Here is a 14,327-nt window from a genome sequence, read left to right on the forward strand (position 1 = left end):
CACGGGTTGTAACGACGGGGGATTTCTGGGCACAGGGTTTCTATGGTGACAATGGCTTCTTGTTTTCTTAGTCTTGGAGCTACCGGGTACGACCATACCCGTGTAACACAATCAAGAACAAATAGAGCGATCTCAATGAAAACGACAGAACACTACAAGGTTATACATAGACTCCGATGCTCCGAGGGTGAACTGGCTTACACCCTGGATGTTTTTGGTGATGAACTGGCCAAAAGAGAAGGGTATAGAGCTCTCGATGGCCTTGACGCAGTTCACTACTACATCATCCAGAAGTTTAAGTATCTTCCCTCACAGGTGAAGTCAATGAGCCACGAAGACCTTCGATTCCTTTTAAGCGAAGAGATGCACGGCTGGACTCTGCCAAAAAAAGCGATTTTTTGAGCGGGCAGCTCGTTTGTCCGGCTTTGATTTGCAGCAAGCGCATTTCGCAATCAAGCTTCTGTATGTAAAAGTCTATCAACTGATTCATATGGACTCCTTTTAAGTAATACTTACTCTTCAGCTGGGCTTGCCTCTGGCTGAAGTGTACCGCCCCTGGCTGTCTTCCGGGGGTCCGTATCCAGCACAATCCCCAGCTTATCGAGCCGCGCCAGATCATCCCCGTACTCCTGGAAGAATTTCTCCGGATCGTAACCCAGACGACGCAGGCCTTCTGACTGGCTCATCAGGCCGTCCCGGATATACTCCCGGATCGCCTCCCCTTCTTTCTGCATATCCAGGGCGGGCACCGCCGGGGGCGTCCAGTCGGCAGTGACCGGCTCCCTCTCACCGATCAGGGAAGCGGCTTCATCAAACCACCGGTAGATGCCCTGGCAGAGACCGGGAATCAGCATGTTCCGCTGCCAGTGCTCCACATTGGCCACAAACTCCAGCCGCCCCATACGGCCACTGGAATAATTTACCTGACTGTAGTCGCCGGTCTGCTGTTCATAGGTGATGCCAAAGGAGGTGGCAATCTCCCGCAAGACCATACGGGAATAGTCGGTGCCGTTGTCGGCATCGGGCGGTGTAACGGTGGTGATCTCGTTATGGCCCACGTACTCCACCATGCCCGGCTCGATGGAGTCCACTGGCAGTTCCGGGTCGCCGTTGTTCTTTTTGGGCAGGCCCACCCCGTTGGCGTCGGTGCCTTTCACCAGTACCGCGAAGCAGCTGGCGATTTTCTGCTGCATCAGCTTGGCGTCCTGGAGTTCGTCAAAATCCCTGAGCCGCAACATGGCGGGAGACAACCAGGGCACTCCGTGAATTTGTTCCGGCCGGTCCGAGTCAAACACATGGAGAATTTCAGAGGCCTCCACCCGACGGGAGCGGGCATTGTACTGGCGAAAGTGAAGGTAGTCCCCCGGGTGCTGGTCGAAGAGCCAGTAGGCAACCAGCTGACCGATGCCGTTGTACTCTTTGCCCTGGACGATTTTGTTGCCATTATCCAGGCTCTGGGTTTTGCCGGTGTCGATCCAGTCCGGTTCCAGCACCTGAATCTGCAGGGGCACTGCCAGGCCATCACTGGCCCGACGGCGACGACGACGGATCAGCGCCGACCCGGACTCAAAAATGGTGTTCATGGCCAGGGCCTGAAGGCCGTAAAGGTTTCGTTGACCATTGGCGTCGACCTGGTGACTTTCCGCCCACTGTCGCCAGAGTTGCTGGCGCTTTTTCAGGGCTTTTTTGTTGGGGCCTTTGAGTTCGGCAACGATGCCGTAACGGACGACGTTGTTTCGTATCACACGCTGTGCCTGCCGAGCCCAGGGGTTGTTCCTGAGCAGGTCGCGGCTGCGGTACATGAGCATATGGAGATCACGGCCGATCTCGGTGGTGGCGGAACTGCCACCCGCCTGCCAGCCTGCGGTTCTCCTCCCCTTGGCGGCCCCTTCATAACGCCGCTTGAGCATATTGGCCGCGGACAGGGCCTGCAGGCGTCGCATATAGAAATTCGGCGCCAGGTTGATCAGAACCCGGTCGTATAATCCAAGCCGCTGTTTTTCCGCCATTATCGAAGCCCTTTGCTGAAGGAGGCCACCCGTGACCGCTGGGGACGCTCAATGTCCTGACGCATGGTGTCCCGGATCCGCATCATTTCGGTCAAGCTGCGGTATCGGACTTTCTTGTCGCCATACTCAACTTCCAGGGTACCCATGGCGATGGCGTCTTCCAGTGCGGTGAGCTGCTGTTGTGTAAAGGCCATTAGCGTTTGATCCATTGCCCCTTGCGGGTGCGTTTGCGGCTGGCTGCCGGTGTCTTTTGTTTTTCTGGAGACTGCCCCAGTGCCTGTTCCAGCTCTCGCCAGTGTTCTTCTTCGAAGCGGTCTATACCCACAGCCACCGCGGCCGCCCGGTTATAGACCCGACAGTCCAGAGCCTCATTGCGCTCCCGGAACTTCTCCCAGGCGTACTGGGTGCCACGTTTGGTTTTCCGGGTGACCAGATGTTCTGCCGTGAGCATCTTGAAATAGTCTTCGTTGTACTGGGGAAAGCGGCAATACCCTGCAGGCGGCCGGGATGACGAATCATTGTCTTTTGTGAACTCCATCTGAAGCCAGGCGTAGAGCTCTGTCTTGGCGGCATCGGTTCCCACTCCCCAGATCTGGACACCTTTCTGAATGTGTTTGCCTTCAAAATTCAGGTCCACATAGGAGGGGCGGCACAGAATCGGGTACGGGCCGGACGGCATGCCCTTGACGCACATGACAATGCCCGGGTGCCTGCGGGCCCAGTTGTAGATGACCTGGGCGTTGTAGCCGGTATCAATGGCAAAACGCAGCAGGGACATTTCCACCCCAAGATGATTTAGCCAGGTGCCGGTTACGATTTCATCCAGACGGGCCTGAACCTCGGGGGAAGCAATATCACCCTCAATCACCAGATAGTCGATGGACCATGAACGCTTATCCCGCCCCCAGCCCACGATTTCCACTTCCACCCGGTTTTTCTGAACGTCTGCGGCCGCAGTGAGAAACAGCACTCCTTCCGGTACCTGCCCGATGGTGTAGGTGTCCCGCCGGTCATAGAGCCGCTTCCATTCCGGGGCGTCCCCTTTCTGCTTCCAGGTTTCCGCCAGCTGGGTGTTGATGAACGATTTCAGTAGCTGCTGGTTGCCCTGGGCGTTTTGCCATTTTTCCGCCAGCTCCGACAGGGTCTCCCAGGGACTGGCCAGCTTGGAGACGTTAAAGCCGGCATGTCCCTTGAAGGGTTGAGTCGCCCGCCAGGTGCCCTGTTTGATGGCCTGCTGTCGTTCCGGTTCGCTCCAAAGACTGGCACACTCCGCACAGACATAGCGGGCCTTGCTGGTATCTTTGTCCGGCCAGTCCACCTGGCTCCATTTCATTTCCGCCACATGGCCACAGTGGGGACAGGGCACTTCAAAAATGCGCTGGTCGGATTTGCTGTACTCCAGGGCAATCCGGCTTCGACCTTCCACCGTCGGACTGCAGACGTTTACCCGCTTGCGGTTCCAGAACACCGCCTGGCGTTCCGCGATCAGGAAGATGGGGTCACCCTCTTCCCCGGCGCTATCGGGGTATTTGTCCACCTCATCACAAAGCACGATCCGCACCGGTCGCATGGCCAGGTCGCCAGGAGCATTACTGCCGATGATGGAGACATGCCCCCCGGCAAAGGTTTTATGGAGGATCTTGTCGCTGAGAATCCGTCCGTTGAGTACCGGAGTATCGCGAATCATCGTTGCCAGTCGGTCTTTGGACCAGGCTTCACCCAGTTTTTCATTGGGCTGCATAACGATCATCGGGGAGGGATCCAGGTCGATGTGATAGCCGACGATGTTGTTGATCAGTTCAGTTTTCATAAGCTGGGTGCAGCACATCACCGTGATCACCTGCACAGCGGGATCGGAATAGGCGTCCATGGGTCCCCGGCAAACCTCGACGTTTGAGGTTTTCCACTTACCCGGCTCACTGGAGGCCTCCGCCGACAGGTAGCGATATTCGTCCGCCCACTCCACCAGTGACAGATTAGGAGGTGGCCTCAGATTCTCCCGGCGCACCCTGGCCAGTTCTGAACGGGCATACTCAATCGCATCGAGATTCGATACTTCCAGGCTCATCCGCCACCAACTCCTGTAACGCCTCTGAAATGCTGTCCACCAACAGGTCTTGAATTTCAGTAGGGGAATCCATTAACGCCAGTCGCCGGGACAGCTTCCCCGGCAAGGCAGCCATACGACCACGGACAAAGGCGTACTCCGCCGCCACCAGATCCACCATGGCCGACACTTCCAGTTGTTCCTTGCGCTTGAGGGCGTTATCCAGCGCTTTGCCATCAGCCTGTTCCTTGGCCAGTCGGGCGCGTTCCTGCTCCAGGTCATAATCACCCGCTGTTTTGTCCACATCGTAGAGCAAAGGCAGAACCTCCTTGCTCTCGTACAGGTGGCTTCTCCCCTCAATCACCGGCTCGATGTTTTCCAGCCGGGACTTGATGGTCCGGTGGGTTTTGCCGGTCAGCTCATGGAGCTTGTTGGTGCTCAATAGCGGCATCTTCACGGCTCCCGGTTATGTTGTTGCCCTTGGAAAATTTCAAAATGTCGTTTTTCATCGGGGTTCGAACTACCCGCGCCCAAAAGTGTCCAGGAAGGACCCAATAGCCTCCCCCTCCCAGAATGGCTGTGTTTCAGGATTTCCATTCAATAAAGACCCTTCTCGCTTCAATCTTCTTTGTCTGGCGAACTCCAGCTCTCTTCTGAAGTCCAAATCATCAAAGGCTTTAATTTCTTCCCTTGCCATCTCAATCGCCATTTCGCTGGCATTTCTCTTCCTGGCCAGATAAATCACAGATGATTGATGAAGATACGCTGCAAGCCCTATCCCTGAGAAGAAAGCGAGAAATGGGAAGTAATCTACAAACCATTCCGGATGTTGGTAGTTCACGAACACTGGGATCATCACAAAAACAATGAGAACTGCTTTCCCGATAAATCTCTGCGTTTGCATATCCGCTCTCCTTCAGAAATTCTTATGCAGTCTTGGCTCTGGAGGAGTTGGCGATTCTGGCCTCTTGTTCTTATGACATGGTTGATAGCCTTGACCACTTCGAGAGATAGAGCATCCATCACAATTGCAGGTCGTTTTTTTCTTTTTCCTTTTGGGAATAAGCCAACACGCGATGCACAAAGGCCACATGGCAGCGATGATCAACTTCACCAGAAGCGGGCATTTGTAAAGCGCTTCTGAAGATTCCTTGTCAGATGTTTCAAGAAAAACCAGAAACAGTGGGATAGCCATCACCTGCAGAGTGATTGCATAAATCATCCAGTAGTTCATTTATTTTTCCCTTTCTGTTCTTTCCTGATAACAATGGCGTAATACAAAACAATCACTATCAGTCCTATGATTGCCCCAGCAGTATCCAGCAGCAAAATATGCTTCCACGTTTCCGACATACCTATCTCCTCGCCGTAGCAATGGCATAGGCCAGTGCCTTGCCGAACTCTTTGTTGAAATGACGCCGCACAGCCCGTTCAGAGACGCCATGGAAGTCCAGGCGACGACGATACTTCGGTTGCCGGGTGATCATCATGAACGGCTGGACCTTCCGCCCCCTGCGCATCCATACACCCTTGGCCTTGCCTCCGGGACGACCCACAAAGTACTGAATCTTCCGGCGGTTGCTGGAGTTCTGGCTGGAATCAAACTGGGCCCGGACATTGGAGAGCATCTTCACCACCTGGCCACGACTGACGTTGCCATAACGGTCCAGCCTGGCACTGCGCGAAGGCACCAGAAACTCATCCGCTCCCAGCAAGCCACGCTGACGGAGGAGGGATTCAGAGCGCTTGGTGTTCCGTTCGCCTCCATGCACTTCCGGTGTCAGATACTTGGTGGCGGCGGTTCCCTTGGGTGACCAGTCACGAAACCAGACCACGGCCTTCGGATCGGCATCCCGTTTACGGGCCGGATCCAGAAACAGCGAATTCATGGTGTACCGGGTAGGACGGTCAAACACCCGCTGCATCTCGCCTTCCACATCCCCCTTGGCTATCGCCCCCAACCGGGTCATGGTCAGGATTGAGGCAAAGGGAACCTGCTTGCGGCGAAACTCATCCAGCTCGTTCGTCATTGACCGGATATCCACGAACAGATCCACATCAAAGCTCATTGCCCGCTCCCCTTGACCTGCTTATCCAGCCACTGGTCTACATCGCCCCGGGCGTAGAGCACCTTGCCCTCAATGCGGGAGTGTCTGGGCCCTTTCTCCTGGGTTCGCCAGTTTCTCAGAGTGCCCCTGCTGAACTGCTGGTCCAGGTACTCATAGAGTTCATTGGTGTTGAGCCAGATCTTGTCCAGGTAGTCCTTGTTATCTTCACTCTGCATGGTGTTTCTCCCCTGTTTTTGGCAAAGCGGTCAATGGCAAAACCTCCACCGTGGCAATTCTGCTATACAAGGCAATAAGCTGTTGCTTCAGGCGTTACTGCTTTCAGTTCCAGGTCATTACCCAGAACCAGGCTGGCGACTTCTATATCAACCGTTGCCCATTGGAAAAGATTTCTGCCTTCTCGTTTACTGCCACTGAAGGCCCCTACTGGCAGAACCACCTTCCAACTTTGACGATCTGCCCGGTACGCCAGAACCGGCAGCTTGCCTGCGGCCTGTGCCTGCTCTACGGCCTGCTCCAGCCAGACATTCACTTTTGCATCAGTTACATTTGCGTAGCGTTTGATTTCGATTGCCCAAGGCCATTCGTTCCTCAGTTCTGGATTCTCTGGCACCAGATCAAACCCACCACACCGGGTCTGCTCCTGGTTCCTTACCAACTGAATGCCAGACTCAGAAAAGAACGCCTTACAAAACTCTCTTTCCCCATTCGCCCCTTTGTTGCGGCTATTGATGGGCATTTATGATCTCCCCTTTTTCTTTTTCAGCCAGGGTCTGTGATTGATTTGGTACGGTGCCAAAGTGGGCAGACTCATAATCTGATAACCACCTAACCCACCCAGCAAACCAATCAGCACCAAACGGTTAACGATGCCGTGTCGTCTTTTCATCCCCTACCCCCGACAATGCTGTCCCGATGCACTTCCAAATCCCGCCAGGTCTGCTCCAGCAGATCCAGCTCATGGCCAAACAACCGGGCAAACTCCGCTGGTGATTTATGAACACTCACCGTGGGTGACTGGGCAGAATGGTGATAAAAACAGAGCGGAATGGTTTTGAAATCGTCCCGCATCTCTCCCATGCCGTAGCCTGAAGTAATATGATGAGCCTCAGCTGGGGTTTCCCCCATCCCGGTTCGACGACAGGCAATGCAGCCCAGGGCTGCTACATCTGCCAGGTGTTCTCGTTCCGCTTTGGTTTTGTTTTTGCGGCTCATCTGGATTCTCTCCTGCAAGCAAACCACGCCACCACCCAAGAGATACAAACTGCAACTCCAATGATCCAAAGGACTGATACCCGATCAGGCAGCAGGCCAAGCCTTATTGCTACAGAAATCAGCATGCCCGGAATCAAATAGAGAACAGCAACCACCAGGCATCCCGTAAACAAGCAATCAGCCAAATAAGTCATTTCTTTTTTGATGTTCTTGCTCATGACTGACCTCCAATCAAAAGCGGCTGGACAACACCTTCAGCCAGAATCAAATCCATGGCGGTGTCAGCTCTGGGTTCATCGCCCCGCCATTTATTGGGCCAGGTGTTGTTTTCAATCAGCTCACGAATACGAACCTCTTCACGCTCATTAATCAAACTGATGGAGGGCCTATTCTGAAACAGGGCGTCCTGATTAACTTCTTTCTGGATTTTCAAGATCTCGTCCAACGCCCACTGCCGAGCCTCCATAGTGAGCGGCCCCATTCTTTGCGGGTTGGTTTCCAGAGCGCCGTTTTTGTTTCGATCAGTGCCGGGCTTTCTTAGCCGGTTATGGGCTTCACGCAGCTCCCGGTAGATTGGACGCAAGCGCTTCAAGGGGGCCAGATAAGCCCAATGATTCATGCTGATAACCGTATCCAGCGCCTTATCTTCCTGTGCCAGAGGGCAGCCGACACAACCGGTTCTGGCGCTCAGCTCTTCAGCTTCATCACCGCCATAGGCATCGGCAATGGCAGCGGTTGACCAGTCGCCGAACTCCTCTTGCGGTGCCCAGTGTTTCAGCCATTCCCAAATATGACAGACTCGCCAGTGCAGCAGCGGTGCCAGGGTCGCCACCCTTCCCCGGATTCCCTTTGCCTGGGGCAACACTTCCTGATACCACCCTTGACCACACTCCGCCCCGTCTTTACCACAGCTCATTAAAATGCGTTGGTCGCGTATGGCCGACTCCCCCTGACGAACGCCGGTAATCATCAAAATACTGCCGTCGTAGTCTGCTATAGCCTCCGCCAATGAGTCCTGCATAGGGTCAATTTTGATTTGCCGGGTGCACCATCTAAGGGTGTTGTTGTTGGGCGGGGGAACGCCACGGCCCAGCATGTAGACCATAAATCGTTTGTCCATGGGCGCCATCACGATCTGAACATCAATCCCCCGCTCTTTCAGCTCATCGATAATCTGGTAAGCGGCTATGGAAAGGGGCGGCAGTTCCATGCGTGTATCCGCATAAAACACCGATAGCTTTTTGGGGGCCGGAATCATCCCGGATTCAATCATCCAGATGATCAGGGTCAGGGTGGCACTGGAATCCTTGCCGCCACTCCAGGCGATACCCCAGTGATCATGGTCAGCACCGTGGGCCTGTAGCGATTGCTTGGTCAGCTCAATGGCGTCAGTCATCTGCAAGCGGGCAGATACCCCAGAGAAAATATCAATCTGATTCTTGTTCATCACACCATCCCTATGATTCGTTCTACCTGCCGGTCAATATCAGCCCGGGTGTAATTCTTCAAAACCCGCTGAAGCAATACATCAACACTGGCGCTGTACAGGGTTTCAAAGTCTTCCTGGCTCATCCGGGCAAAGCTGATGCTGTGAGCCTCTGCCCTAACGCCCTGGTTGATTGTGAATACCGGCTCGTAATGGCCAGCTGCACAAATCACATCCTTGCGAAAGCGTTCAAAGTTTTTCTGGACCGGTAAGCCTTGATAATCCTGCTCTCGTGGTTCGAAAGCCTCATAGCCGATATTGAGCAAAGCAAAATACTTTCGGTGAAAAGCGACATTGCGCTTCTGCTTCCACTCCCCGCGGATGCCTGCTCCCACTTTCACCTTTTCGCACTTCTCAGCATCCTGGTGGGTGGCTGGCACAAAGGAGCCATCCAGTCGTTTGATTAATGTCAGTTCAGGCACTGAAATTCCCCTTGTGCCCCTGATTCAGAACACGATTGAGCATTTCTGAGGCACGTTTTTCTGACCGCATCGCCTTACGCACTCTGTCTGCCATGGCGTCCGGGTTGATATCCGCCATTTCACACCACATGCGTAGAGTGCGAGTGGGATAGGCCAGCGACAGATAAGGCTCCGACTGGCGAAGCTGCTGCAGCCCTTCCTTTCTCAACAATGCCCGACACTCAATAAACGCCTGAAGAACAACCGCACTGGCCAGACTGCGCTCCGGGGAAAGCTTCGGGTTGTACAGTACTGCGGCCAGCTCACCGCCCCGATCCTGATCTGAAGAAACTCGTGCATCCATAGCGATCACCCCGCCAGTCTTTTAGAAGGTTGGGGAAAGGCTCTGCCGTTAATACGCTGCCAAATTTCTTCCCTGTGAATGTCTACGGCCTTGTCCACATCGAAACGAAATTGAAGCTGTTTCAGGCGTGGGTAACGGGTGTGCCTGGCAACAGTCAACGTGCCTCCGTGAAGGCTTCCGGGTTCATCCAGCGGCAGCTCTACGGTTCGTGAAAGTCCGTTATGCTGAACCTCCAGCCGGGCAATGCCCTTGCTCTCACCAATCAGAGTCAGGCGAGTTTCACTGTTAACGATGACGCTCTCTCCGATGCGCCGGGTCAGAATCAACATAATTGGTTATCCCTATACCTTGAAAAGGTTGTGCTGAATCCGCTGTAAGCGGTCAGCCTGCGAACAGGTCTATCTGCTTGGCTCTTGAAAACTCTTCAAGCCAGATCGTTCGCCATGATTTACTTTTGCATGGACACTCGCTGCAGCCTCCTCCCGATAGAGCAACGCGACGAGCGTCTTCTTTGGCCTTGTCCTGGGGCTTCCGCTTCTTGCTCATGGTCAATCCTTTTGAGTTTGTTCTTCGAAAACTGCAGGGTTTGAGTGGTGGTGATAAGCAGGTGGCGTATTGCCCAAAATCCAGATCAGGACAACCAAAAGGCTGACAAAAGCGAACCCGCCAAGAATGACCTCGACCAGCGTGTCGCCTTCCGACCCATCGCTGAAGATTTCCCGCTGGGTGAAAAAATTAATCAATTTACTCATCGTCACCCCCACTCTCTTTTTTGCTGGGTAAAGCCGCTGTTGAACCGGCTCGCATATCCGCAATCATTTTTGAGAAATCCATTGGGCCTGGCTTCTTCTCTCCGGGTTCCAAACCGTTCTGATACACCAGAAAAGCTCGCTCGTGATTTCCGATAAGCTTGGGCAGCTCATTTCTGACAAAACCTTTGACACCGTTGCTATGGGTGGCGATACCGATCAGCAGTTTGGGATATTCAGGAACTGGTCGGCCTGCATAGCCGAGATAACGCCGCTCAAACTCCTTTTGCTGAAAGGCGTACTCCTTTGCGTCGGACTGAGTGCAGAACTTGATCCAGCCACCCATGTCGTCAATCACTCGATGAATTAACGGATCATCAAAACAAACATCCACATAAGGCCCCTGTATCCGAAGCGCCTTGTCTGCTTTCACCCATGCCTGCCCAGCCTGAGAGCCAGTGTCACCGTCGATAATGCGAACGATATCCGCCACCTTCGGCATAAACTGACCGCTGTCGGGGTTTTTCAGGTGAATACTGCAAGCTCGCTTAACGTCACTGATCGGGTACACCTGAAGCCCCAGCATCATCACTTTGATGGATGCCACCGAAAACTCTTTGCCGTAGTATTCAGCAATGCCGGTAATCAGATTGGTAAACTCCTTCACCTCCTCGGGTTTTTTAATATCCATGGGAGCCCTCCCCGAACATTTCATCAATCAGGGCATCTCCAGCAGCCTGGGTGGTTCGCCCGGCTCTGGACAGCTGATCTACCGTTGACCGGTTCGAGTTGGCAATAAACCGGTCGATCTGATCCGCATTTTTAAAAATGATGTGAATCCCGTCGTACACCTGGTTGCGGTCGTTGTCGCCCATGTTGTGGGGCGTTCGGCTGCAACCGTCGATTGCCAGCTTGAGTTGATCAACGGTGTATCCAGACTTCAGGGCATTGCGGATAAACTTCTTGCGGTTCTCATCCAGCTTGGCCTGGGGGTGGTTAAGTACGGCCTGCCAGTGAGCAAACACAGCTCGAATGTTTTCAGTGTGATTCGCTTTCGGCGCAACCGGTTCAGCCTTGGCTGGACAAGTGTCGTTAGACACAACTCCTTCCAGTTCCTTGTTCCCTTCCTTGTTCCCTTCCTTGTTCCCTTCCCTTCCCTTCCCTTCCCCGTTGAAATTTTCATGTGTTCCCGTGACCGGTGAAGTGAGTTCACATGAATTCATGTGAATTACCTGAACGGGTGATTCTCTTTCACTTAACGGCTGGTCGTGGCTGATAATCTTTCCCTGATCGGGTGCTGGTAGCTTGCTTTGCGCTTCCTTACTGTTGATCTGCTGATGACAGGTAAACGAGTTGATAGCGCCATACCCTTTACCATTCACTTCGTAATGAGTGAGAAAGCCAGCGTTAACCAGAGCGTCAAGCACCTGGGAAAAGTCCAAGGTGTCATAAGGAAAAATTTGCGCTTTGAGCTGCCTTGGCCGCCAGATAAAACGCCCTTCACGATCCGACACCGTAAACAAGCCAATAAATGCCAGCCTGACTGGCAGACCTGAGCTCTCTTCTGCATCGAACAGCTCGTCATGCAGAAAGAGTTCAGGCTTAACGGTTCGTATACGCCCCATTACTCAGCCCTCGCAGCTTCAGCAATGGCGTCAATCACAAGAGCGGGGAAATCCCCAAGGGAGAGGTCCACTACCCGGCACTGCTGGACAATGCGGATATTGACCAGACGACTTTCCTGAAAGATCAGATTGAACGTGGGTTTGTCGCTGCCGGTGAAGCTGGTGCCCCTGGCGGCTTCGATCTCCGCTTCCGACTCAGGGTGGATAAGATTCTCCAGAACCTCATTGGTCAGCTCGGCTTGCTCCGGGGTTTCTGTTTCGGCGGACTCAATGCAGCTCATGCCCATGAGCAGGTTTTCCGGGCTCATTGCGAACACACGGGCCAACGCCTGGATATTGCTGTCCTGGGGGAGTTTGAAACCCGACTCCCAGTGATCAAGCGTTGACAGACCGCACTGGATTTTTCCTGCCAGATCGATCTTGGAAAGCCCCAGCCCTTCCCGCTGGTTTTTGATCAACCTGCCGATGCTGGCATAAGGCCGCTTGAGTTTTTGTTCTTGTTTGTCGATAATGGAATTGTTCATTGTGATTTCCTATGGTCACATTGACGGTTCAACCCTCGTCCGCGAGGGTTTTCTTTTTTTGGGTTAGTGCAAACAACGGCTCGATCACAAAATCAAATGCCAAGCCTTCCGCTGTTACCTCTCCATTGCTGGCCTGGATAAACTCCGCTTGTCTTACCGTTCTTGGTGTTTTCCTCCTTGCCGGGTTTTTACACACATAGTTGTTGTCCATTTGCCTGACGCTTATGCCTACCCTGCTGGCAAATGCCTGCCTGCCTTTCTTGGGAAGTCGCCGCCAGTACTCCCTGAGTGTTCCCATAAGCCCTCCAGCTCTCTCGTAGACCATAAGTTACCCTAAGGAGATATATTTATAAACCTTTTAGATATTAAAATTAAAGTTTTTTTTGCAATTAGCGATTAGACGCACAACCTGAGATGCTTATAATTCTTCTAATGGATATTAAGACCGCTCGCTGGCAGAAGGCCCGCCAGCTGGTTGAGCGTGCAGGTGGGATAACACAATTCGCGGATAAGATTGGTCGCACCCAGCAGCAGGCAAACCAGTTTGCAGGCCCAAACCCTACAAAGGGTATAGGCCCCAAGATCGCTCGACTGATTGAGAAATCGTTTGGGCTTCCTGAACATGATCTTGATAAAGTACAGCCGCCCGATTTCGACCTTTCAGAACCAGCAATCAATTCTGTAGATGCCATCACCAAGGCCAACAAGGCGGCCGCAGCATTTGTCGAGTCCCGAAAAAAATGGCTGAAGGTTCGCCCCCAGGCGCTCTATATGGTTCGCACTGACTTAAGAAACCTTCTGATCGACAAAGGTGCAGAAATCCAGTCCGAATCAGAGGACGGGTTTAATATTGAACGGTATGGAAAGACAGTTCGGGTAGACCTGTTTATTCCTTTGGCTGGCTTCGACACCTACCGCTACAAATCCTCTTACTCTATGAGTCTTCCTGATGTATTGGCGCTTCCTGTTTGTCAGTCCACATCCGAGATTGCATTTTATCTGGTACCAAAGGCGGTGCTCGAAAACCTGCCTGACATCGAATCTATTGTTCTTGATGAAGCCACCGATACTCTGAACGGCGAACACATTGCTCAATACCTCAATGACTTCTCTCCTTTGATGTAACTCTTTCCCCGTGAGCACTTCTCTCACGGGCCACCCTTTTCAAGCTCTTCCTCCAGCACACCTTTAACAAATCTTTTTACACCTTTTGGGTTGACCGTAAACCTTTTAGGGATTAAATTAAATATCGAACCGTCATAAAACGAACATAGGAAATTCGAATTATGAACAACTGCCCCGTATCGGCGGACGAAGCCCGTCACGCCCACACAGAAGGCATCAGAGATGCCCACGAGATAGAAGTGGAAAGTATTTCCAAAGGTCTTGTGGAGCTCCTTCAGGAAGACCTGAACTCTGCGCGCCCAAACTCCCAGATATCGCGCTATCGCACCCTGACAATGGATGCGCGCTCTCTTGACCTGATGAAAGTCGCGCTTGATCAGCTCGCTGATGAAATTGAGGCTGTCGCTATGCAAATAGCCGAGGTGGAAATCAGAGCCAGGGAGGATGAATACGACACTGGCGTTATTGAAATGCACCGTCGCAGAGGGGGAGCTTATGAACCGTAAAAAGACTCTCCGTCGTCTGGCGCATAACGAAAACCTTTTGCAGACGCTGGAAGAGCAAAGGACAGCCGCTCACGAAGCGGTCAAAGAAGCCACTGCCAGAATGTTTGACCTGGAGAAGAAACATTCACAGCAGCGGGAAATCGTTCAGAGACTTCAGGATGAGTTGATGGGAATCAGGGAGGTGCAGCAATGAGTAATGTCAGCGTCATC

At 53.1% G+C, this 14,327-nt stretch carries 26 protein-coding genes; 4 read left to right on the plus strand and 22 right to left on the minus strand.

The window, feature by feature from the left end; translation table 11 throughout:
- The first annotated feature begins 135 nt into the window (after positions 1-135).
- Entirely contained in the window at positions 136-402 is a 267-nt protein-coding gene (locus ACNRUY_RS02565) for a hypothetical protein (RefSeq protein WP_488110072.1), read from the plus strand.
- Positions 403-512: 110 nt separating this feature from the next.
- On the opposite strand, the gene ACNRUY_RS02570 is transcribed toward ACNRUY_RS02565, so the two are convergent.
- The 22 genes from ACNRUY_RS02570 to ACNRUY_RS02675 all read right to left on the minus strand — a co-directional run bounded on the left by ACNRUY_RS02570 (position 513) and on the right by ACNRUY_RS02675 (position 12,784).
- Positions 513-2,009, minus strand: coding sequence for a phage portal protein (locus ACNRUY_RS02570; RefSeq protein ID WP_488110073.1), 1,497 nt, complete (start codon positions 2,007-2,009; stop codon positions 513-515).
- Positions 2,009-2,203 carry a phage head-tail joining protein gene (locus ACNRUY_RS02575; protein ID WP_488110074.1) on the minus strand — a complete coding sequence of 65 codons (195 nt, stop codon included), beginning with the start codon at positions 2,201-2,203 and terminating at the stop codon, positions 2,009-2,011. Before ACNRUY_RS02575 ends, ACNRUY_RS02570 begins: the two co-directional genes overlap by 1 nt.
- Entirely contained in the window at positions 2,203-4,077 is a 1,875-nt protein-coding gene (locus ACNRUY_RS02580; protein ID WP_488110075.1) for a phage terminase large subunit family protein, read from the minus strand. The genes ACNRUY_RS02575 and ACNRUY_RS02580 overlap by 1 nt, the downstream gene beginning before the upstream one ends.
- A complete protein-coding gene (locus ACNRUY_RS02585; RefSeq protein WP_488110076.1) occupies positions 4,043-4,507 on the minus strand; it encodes a DUF1441 family protein in 465 nt (154 codons plus the stop codon). The genes ACNRUY_RS02580 and ACNRUY_RS02585 overlap by 35 nt, the downstream gene beginning before the upstream one ends.
- A 69-nt stretch (positions 4,508-4,576) precedes the next feature.
- The gene (locus tag ACNRUY_RS02590) at positions 4,577-4,960 is read right to left on the minus strand and encodes a hypothetical protein (RefSeq protein ID WP_488110077.1); all 384 of its coding nucleotides are present in this window, start codon (positions 4,958-4,960) and stop codon (positions 4,577-4,579) included.
- A 12-nt stretch (positions 4,961-4,972) separates the two neighbouring features.
- Entirely contained in the window at positions 4,973-5,290 is a 318-nt protein-coding gene (locus ACNRUY_RS02595; RefSeq protein WP_488110078.1) for a hypothetical protein, read from the minus strand.
- Between the two features lie 121 nt (positions 5,291-5,411).
- A complete protein-coding gene (locus ACNRUY_RS02600) occupies positions 5,412-6,125 on the minus strand; it encodes a hypothetical protein (protein WP_488110079.1) in 714 nt (237 codons plus the stop codon).
- A complete protein-coding gene (locus ACNRUY_RS02605) occupies positions 6,122-6,340 on the minus strand; it encodes a helix-turn-helix transcriptional regulator (RefSeq protein ID WP_488110080.1) in 219 nt (72 codons plus the stop codon). The genes ACNRUY_RS02600 and ACNRUY_RS02605 overlap by 4 nt, the downstream gene beginning before the upstream one ends.
- A 62-nt stretch (positions 6,341-6,402) precedes the next feature.
- Positions 6,403-6,861: a putative PDDEXK endonuclease gene (locus ACNRUY_RS02610; protein ID WP_488110081.1), complete on the minus strand. Its 459-nt coding sequence runs from the start codon at positions 6,859-6,861 to the stop codon at positions 6,403-6,405.
- The gene (locus ACNRUY_RS02615) at positions 6,862-7,011 is read right to left on the minus strand and encodes a hypothetical protein (protein ID WP_488110082.1); all 150 of its coding nucleotides are present in this window, start codon (positions 7,009-7,011) and stop codon (positions 6,862-6,864) included. It lies immediately after the preceding gene.
- Positions 7,008-7,337, minus strand: coding sequence for a Ref family recombination enhancement nuclease (locus ACNRUY_RS02620; RefSeq protein WP_488110083.1), 330 nt, complete (start codon positions 7,335-7,337; stop codon positions 7,008-7,010). Before ACNRUY_RS02620 ends, ACNRUY_RS02615 begins: the two co-directional genes overlap by 4 nt.
- Positions 7,334-7,555 (minus strand): hypothetical protein, encoded by a 222-nt coding sequence (locus tag ACNRUY_RS02625; protein ID WP_488110084.1) that lies wholly within the window; start codon positions 7,553-7,555, stop codon positions 7,334-7,336. Before ACNRUY_RS02625 ends, ACNRUY_RS02620 begins: the two co-directional genes overlap by 4 nt.
- Positions 7,552-8,784, minus strand: coding sequence for a phosphoadenosine phosphosulfate reductase domain-containing protein (locus ACNRUY_RS02630; RefSeq protein ID WP_488110085.1), 1,233 nt, complete (start codon positions 8,782-8,784; stop codon positions 7,552-7,554). The genes ACNRUY_RS02625 and ACNRUY_RS02630 overlap by 4 nt, the downstream gene beginning before the upstream one ends.
- Positions 8,784-9,245, minus strand: coding sequence for a DUF1367 family protein (locus ACNRUY_RS02635; RefSeq protein WP_488110086.1), 462 nt, complete (start codon positions 9,243-9,245; stop codon positions 8,784-8,786). Before ACNRUY_RS02635 ends, ACNRUY_RS02630 begins: the two co-directional genes overlap by 1 nt.
- The gene (locus ACNRUY_RS02640; protein WP_488110087.1) at positions 9,238-9,588 is read right to left on the minus strand and encodes a hypothetical protein; all 351 of its coding nucleotides are present in this window, start codon (positions 9,586-9,588) and stop codon (positions 9,238-9,240) included. The genes ACNRUY_RS02635 and ACNRUY_RS02640 overlap by 8 nt, the downstream gene beginning before the upstream one ends.
- Before the next feature lie 5 nt (positions 9,589-9,593).
- Entirely contained in the window at positions 9,594-9,917 is a 324-nt protein-coding gene (locus ACNRUY_RS02645; RefSeq protein ID WP_488110088.1) for a hypothetical protein, read from the minus strand.
- 52 nt (positions 9,918-9,969) lie between these two features.
- Positions 9,970-10,134: a hypothetical protein gene (locus ACNRUY_RS02650; protein ID WP_488110089.1), complete on the minus strand. Its 165-nt coding sequence runs from the start codon at positions 10,132-10,134 to the stop codon at positions 9,970-9,972.
- Positions 10,135-10,136: 2 nt separating this feature from the next.
- Positions 10,137-10,340 (minus strand): hypothetical protein, encoded by a 204-nt coding sequence (locus ACNRUY_RS02655; protein ID WP_488110090.1) that lies wholly within the window; start codon positions 10,338-10,340, stop codon positions 10,137-10,139.
- Positions 10,333-11,028, minus strand: a complete 696-nt coding sequence (locus ACNRUY_RS02660) for a DUF6475 domain-containing protein (RefSeq protein ID WP_488110091.1) — start codon at positions 11,026-11,028, stop codon at positions 10,333-10,335. Before ACNRUY_RS02660 ends, ACNRUY_RS02655 begins: the two co-directional genes overlap by 8 nt.
- Complete coding sequence (locus ACNRUY_RS02665) at positions 11,018-11,962, minus strand: hypothetical protein (protein WP_488110092.1); 945 nt, start codon at positions 11,960-11,962, stop codon at positions 11,018-11,020. Before ACNRUY_RS02665 ends, ACNRUY_RS02660 begins: the two co-directional genes overlap by 11 nt.
- A complete protein-coding gene (locus ACNRUY_RS02670; protein ID WP_488110093.1) occupies positions 11,962-12,486 on the minus strand; it encodes a helix-turn-helix domain-containing protein in 525 nt (174 codons plus the stop codon). Before ACNRUY_RS02670 ends, ACNRUY_RS02665 begins: the two co-directional genes overlap by 1 nt.
- Positions 12,487-12,514: 28 nt before the next feature.
- Positions 12,515-12,784 carry a hypothetical protein gene (locus tag ACNRUY_RS02675; protein ID WP_488110094.1) on the minus strand — a complete coding sequence of 90 codons (270 nt, stop codon included), beginning with the start codon at positions 12,782-12,784 and terminating at the stop codon, positions 12,515-12,517.
- A 134-nt stretch (positions 12,785-12,918) separates the two neighbouring features.
- Between ACNRUY_RS02675 and ACNRUY_RS02680 the strand changes: the two genes are divergently transcribed.
- The 3 genes from ACNRUY_RS02680 to ACNRUY_RS02690 all read left to right on the plus strand — a co-directional run bounded on the left by ACNRUY_RS02680 (position 12,919) and on the right by ACNRUY_RS02690 (position 14,310).
- Entirely contained in the window at positions 12,919-13,611 is a 693-nt protein-coding gene (locus tag ACNRUY_RS02680; RefSeq protein ID WP_488110095.1) for a helix-turn-helix domain-containing protein, read from the plus strand.
- A gap of 161 nt (positions 13,612-13,772) precedes the next feature.
- Entirely contained in the window at positions 13,773-14,117 is a 345-nt protein-coding gene (locus ACNRUY_RS02685; protein ID WP_488110096.1) for a hypothetical protein, read from the plus strand.
- Entirely contained in the window at positions 14,107-14,310 is a 204-nt protein-coding gene (locus ACNRUY_RS02690) for a hypothetical protein (protein ID WP_488110097.1), read from the plus strand. Before ACNRUY_RS02685 ends, ACNRUY_RS02690 begins: the two co-directional genes overlap by 11 nt.
- The last annotated feature ends 17 nt before the right edge of the window (positions 14,311-14,327 follow it).

It is taken from the genome of Endozoicomonas sp. Z74, assembly GCF_057680865.1.

What these genes read in the sequence shown, in the direction of transcription:
- ACNRUY_RS02565 (WP_488110072.1), top strand. Translation starts at nt 136, where the DNA reads ATGAAAACGACAGAACACTACAAGGTTATACATAGACTCCGATGCTCC.
- ACNRUY_RS02570 (WP_488110073.1), bottom strand. Translation starts at nt 2,009, where the DNA reads ATGGCGGAAAAACAGCGGCTTGGATTATACGACCGGGTTCTGATCAAC.
- ACNRUY_RS02575 (WP_488110074.1), bottom strand. Translation starts at nt 2,203, where the DNA reads ATGGCCTTTACACAACAGCAGCTCACCGCACTGGAAGACGCCATCGCC.
- ACNRUY_RS02580 (WP_488110075.1), bottom strand. Translation starts at nt 4,077, where the DNA reads ATGAGCCTGGAAGTATCGAATCTCGATGCGATTGAGTATGCCCGTTCA.
- ACNRUY_RS02585 (WP_488110076.1), bottom strand. Translation starts at nt 4,507, where the DNA reads ATGCCGCTATTGAGCACCAACAAGCTCCATGAGCTGACCGGCAAAACC.
- ACNRUY_RS02590 (WP_488110077.1), bottom strand. Translation starts at nt 4,960, where the DNA reads ATGCAAACGCAGAGATTTATCGGGAAAGCAGTTCTCATTGTTTTTGTG.
- ACNRUY_RS02595 (WP_488110078.1), bottom strand. Translation starts at nt 5,290, where the DNA reads ATGAACTACTGGATGATTTATGCAATCACTCTGCAGGTGATGGCTATC.
- ACNRUY_RS02600 (WP_488110079.1), bottom strand. Translation starts at nt 6,125, where the DNA reads ATGAGCTTTGATGTGGATCTGTTCGTGGATATCCGGTCAATGACGAAC.
- ACNRUY_RS02605 (WP_488110080.1), bottom strand. Translation starts at nt 6,340, where the DNA reads ATGCAGAGTGAAGATAACAAGGACTACCTGGACAAGATCTGGCTCAAC.
- ACNRUY_RS02610 (WP_488110081.1), bottom strand. Translation starts at nt 6,861, where the DNA reads ATGCCCATCAATAGCCGCAACAAAGGGGCGAATGGGGAAAGAGAGTTT.
- ACNRUY_RS02615 (WP_488110082.1), bottom strand. Translation starts at nt 7,011, where the DNA reads ATGAAAAGACGACACGGCATCGTTAACCGTTTGGTGCTGATTGGTTTG.
- ACNRUY_RS02620 (WP_488110083.1), bottom strand. Translation starts at nt 7,337, where the DNA reads ATGAGCCGCAAAAACAAAACCAAAGCGGAACGAGAACACCTGGCAGAT.
- ACNRUY_RS02625 (WP_488110084.1), bottom strand. Translation starts at nt 7,555, where the DNA reads ATGAGCAAGAACATCAAAAAAGAAATGACTTATTTGGCTGATTGCTTG.
- ACNRUY_RS02630 (WP_488110085.1), bottom strand. Translation starts at nt 8,784, where the DNA reads ATGAACAAGAATCAGATTGATATTTTCTCTGGGGTATCTGCCCGCTTG.
- ACNRUY_RS02640 (WP_488110087.1), bottom strand. Translation starts at nt 9,588, where the DNA reads ATGGATGCACGAGTTTCTTCAGATCAGGATCGGGGCGGTGAGCTGGCC.
- ACNRUY_RS02645 (WP_488110088.1), bottom strand. Translation starts at nt 9,917, where the DNA reads ATGTTGATTCTGACCCGGCGCATCGGAGAGAGCGTCATCGTTAACAGT.
- ACNRUY_RS02650 (WP_488110089.1), bottom strand. Translation starts at nt 10,134, where the DNA reads ATGAGCAAGAAGCGGAAGCCCCAGGACAAGGCCAAAGAAGACGCTCGT.
- ACNRUY_RS02655 (WP_488110090.1), bottom strand. Translation starts at nt 10,340, where the DNA reads ATGAGTAAATTGATTAATTTTTTCACCCAGCGGGAAATCTTCAGCGAT.
- ACNRUY_RS02660 (WP_488110091.1), bottom strand. Translation starts at nt 11,028, where the DNA reads ATGGATATTAAAAAACCCGAGGAGGTGAAGGAGTTTACCAATCTGATT.
- ACNRUY_RS02665 (WP_488110092.1), bottom strand. Translation starts at nt 11,962, where the DNA reads ATGGGGCGTATACGAACCGTTAAGCCTGAACTCTTTCTGCATGACGAG.
- ACNRUY_RS02670 (WP_488110093.1), bottom strand. Translation starts at nt 12,486, where the DNA reads ATGAACAATTCCATTATCGACAAACAAGAACAAAAACTCAAGCGGCCT.
- ACNRUY_RS02675 (WP_488110094.1), bottom strand. Translation starts at nt 12,784, where the DNA reads ATGGGAACACTCAGGGAGTACTGGCGGCGACTTCCCAAGAAAGGCAGG.
- ACNRUY_RS02680 (WP_488110095.1), top strand. Translation starts at nt 12,919, where the DNA reads ATGGATATTAAGACCGCTCGCTGGCAGAAGGCCCGCCAGCTGGTTGAG.
- ACNRUY_RS02685 (WP_488110096.1), top strand. Translation starts at nt 13,773, where the DNA reads ATGAACAACTGCCCCGTATCGGCGGACGAAGCCCGTCACGCCCACACA.
- ACNRUY_RS02690 (WP_488110097.1), top strand. Translation starts at nt 14,107, where the DNA reads ATGAACCGTAAAAAGACTCTCCGTCGTCTGGCGCATAACGAAAACCTT.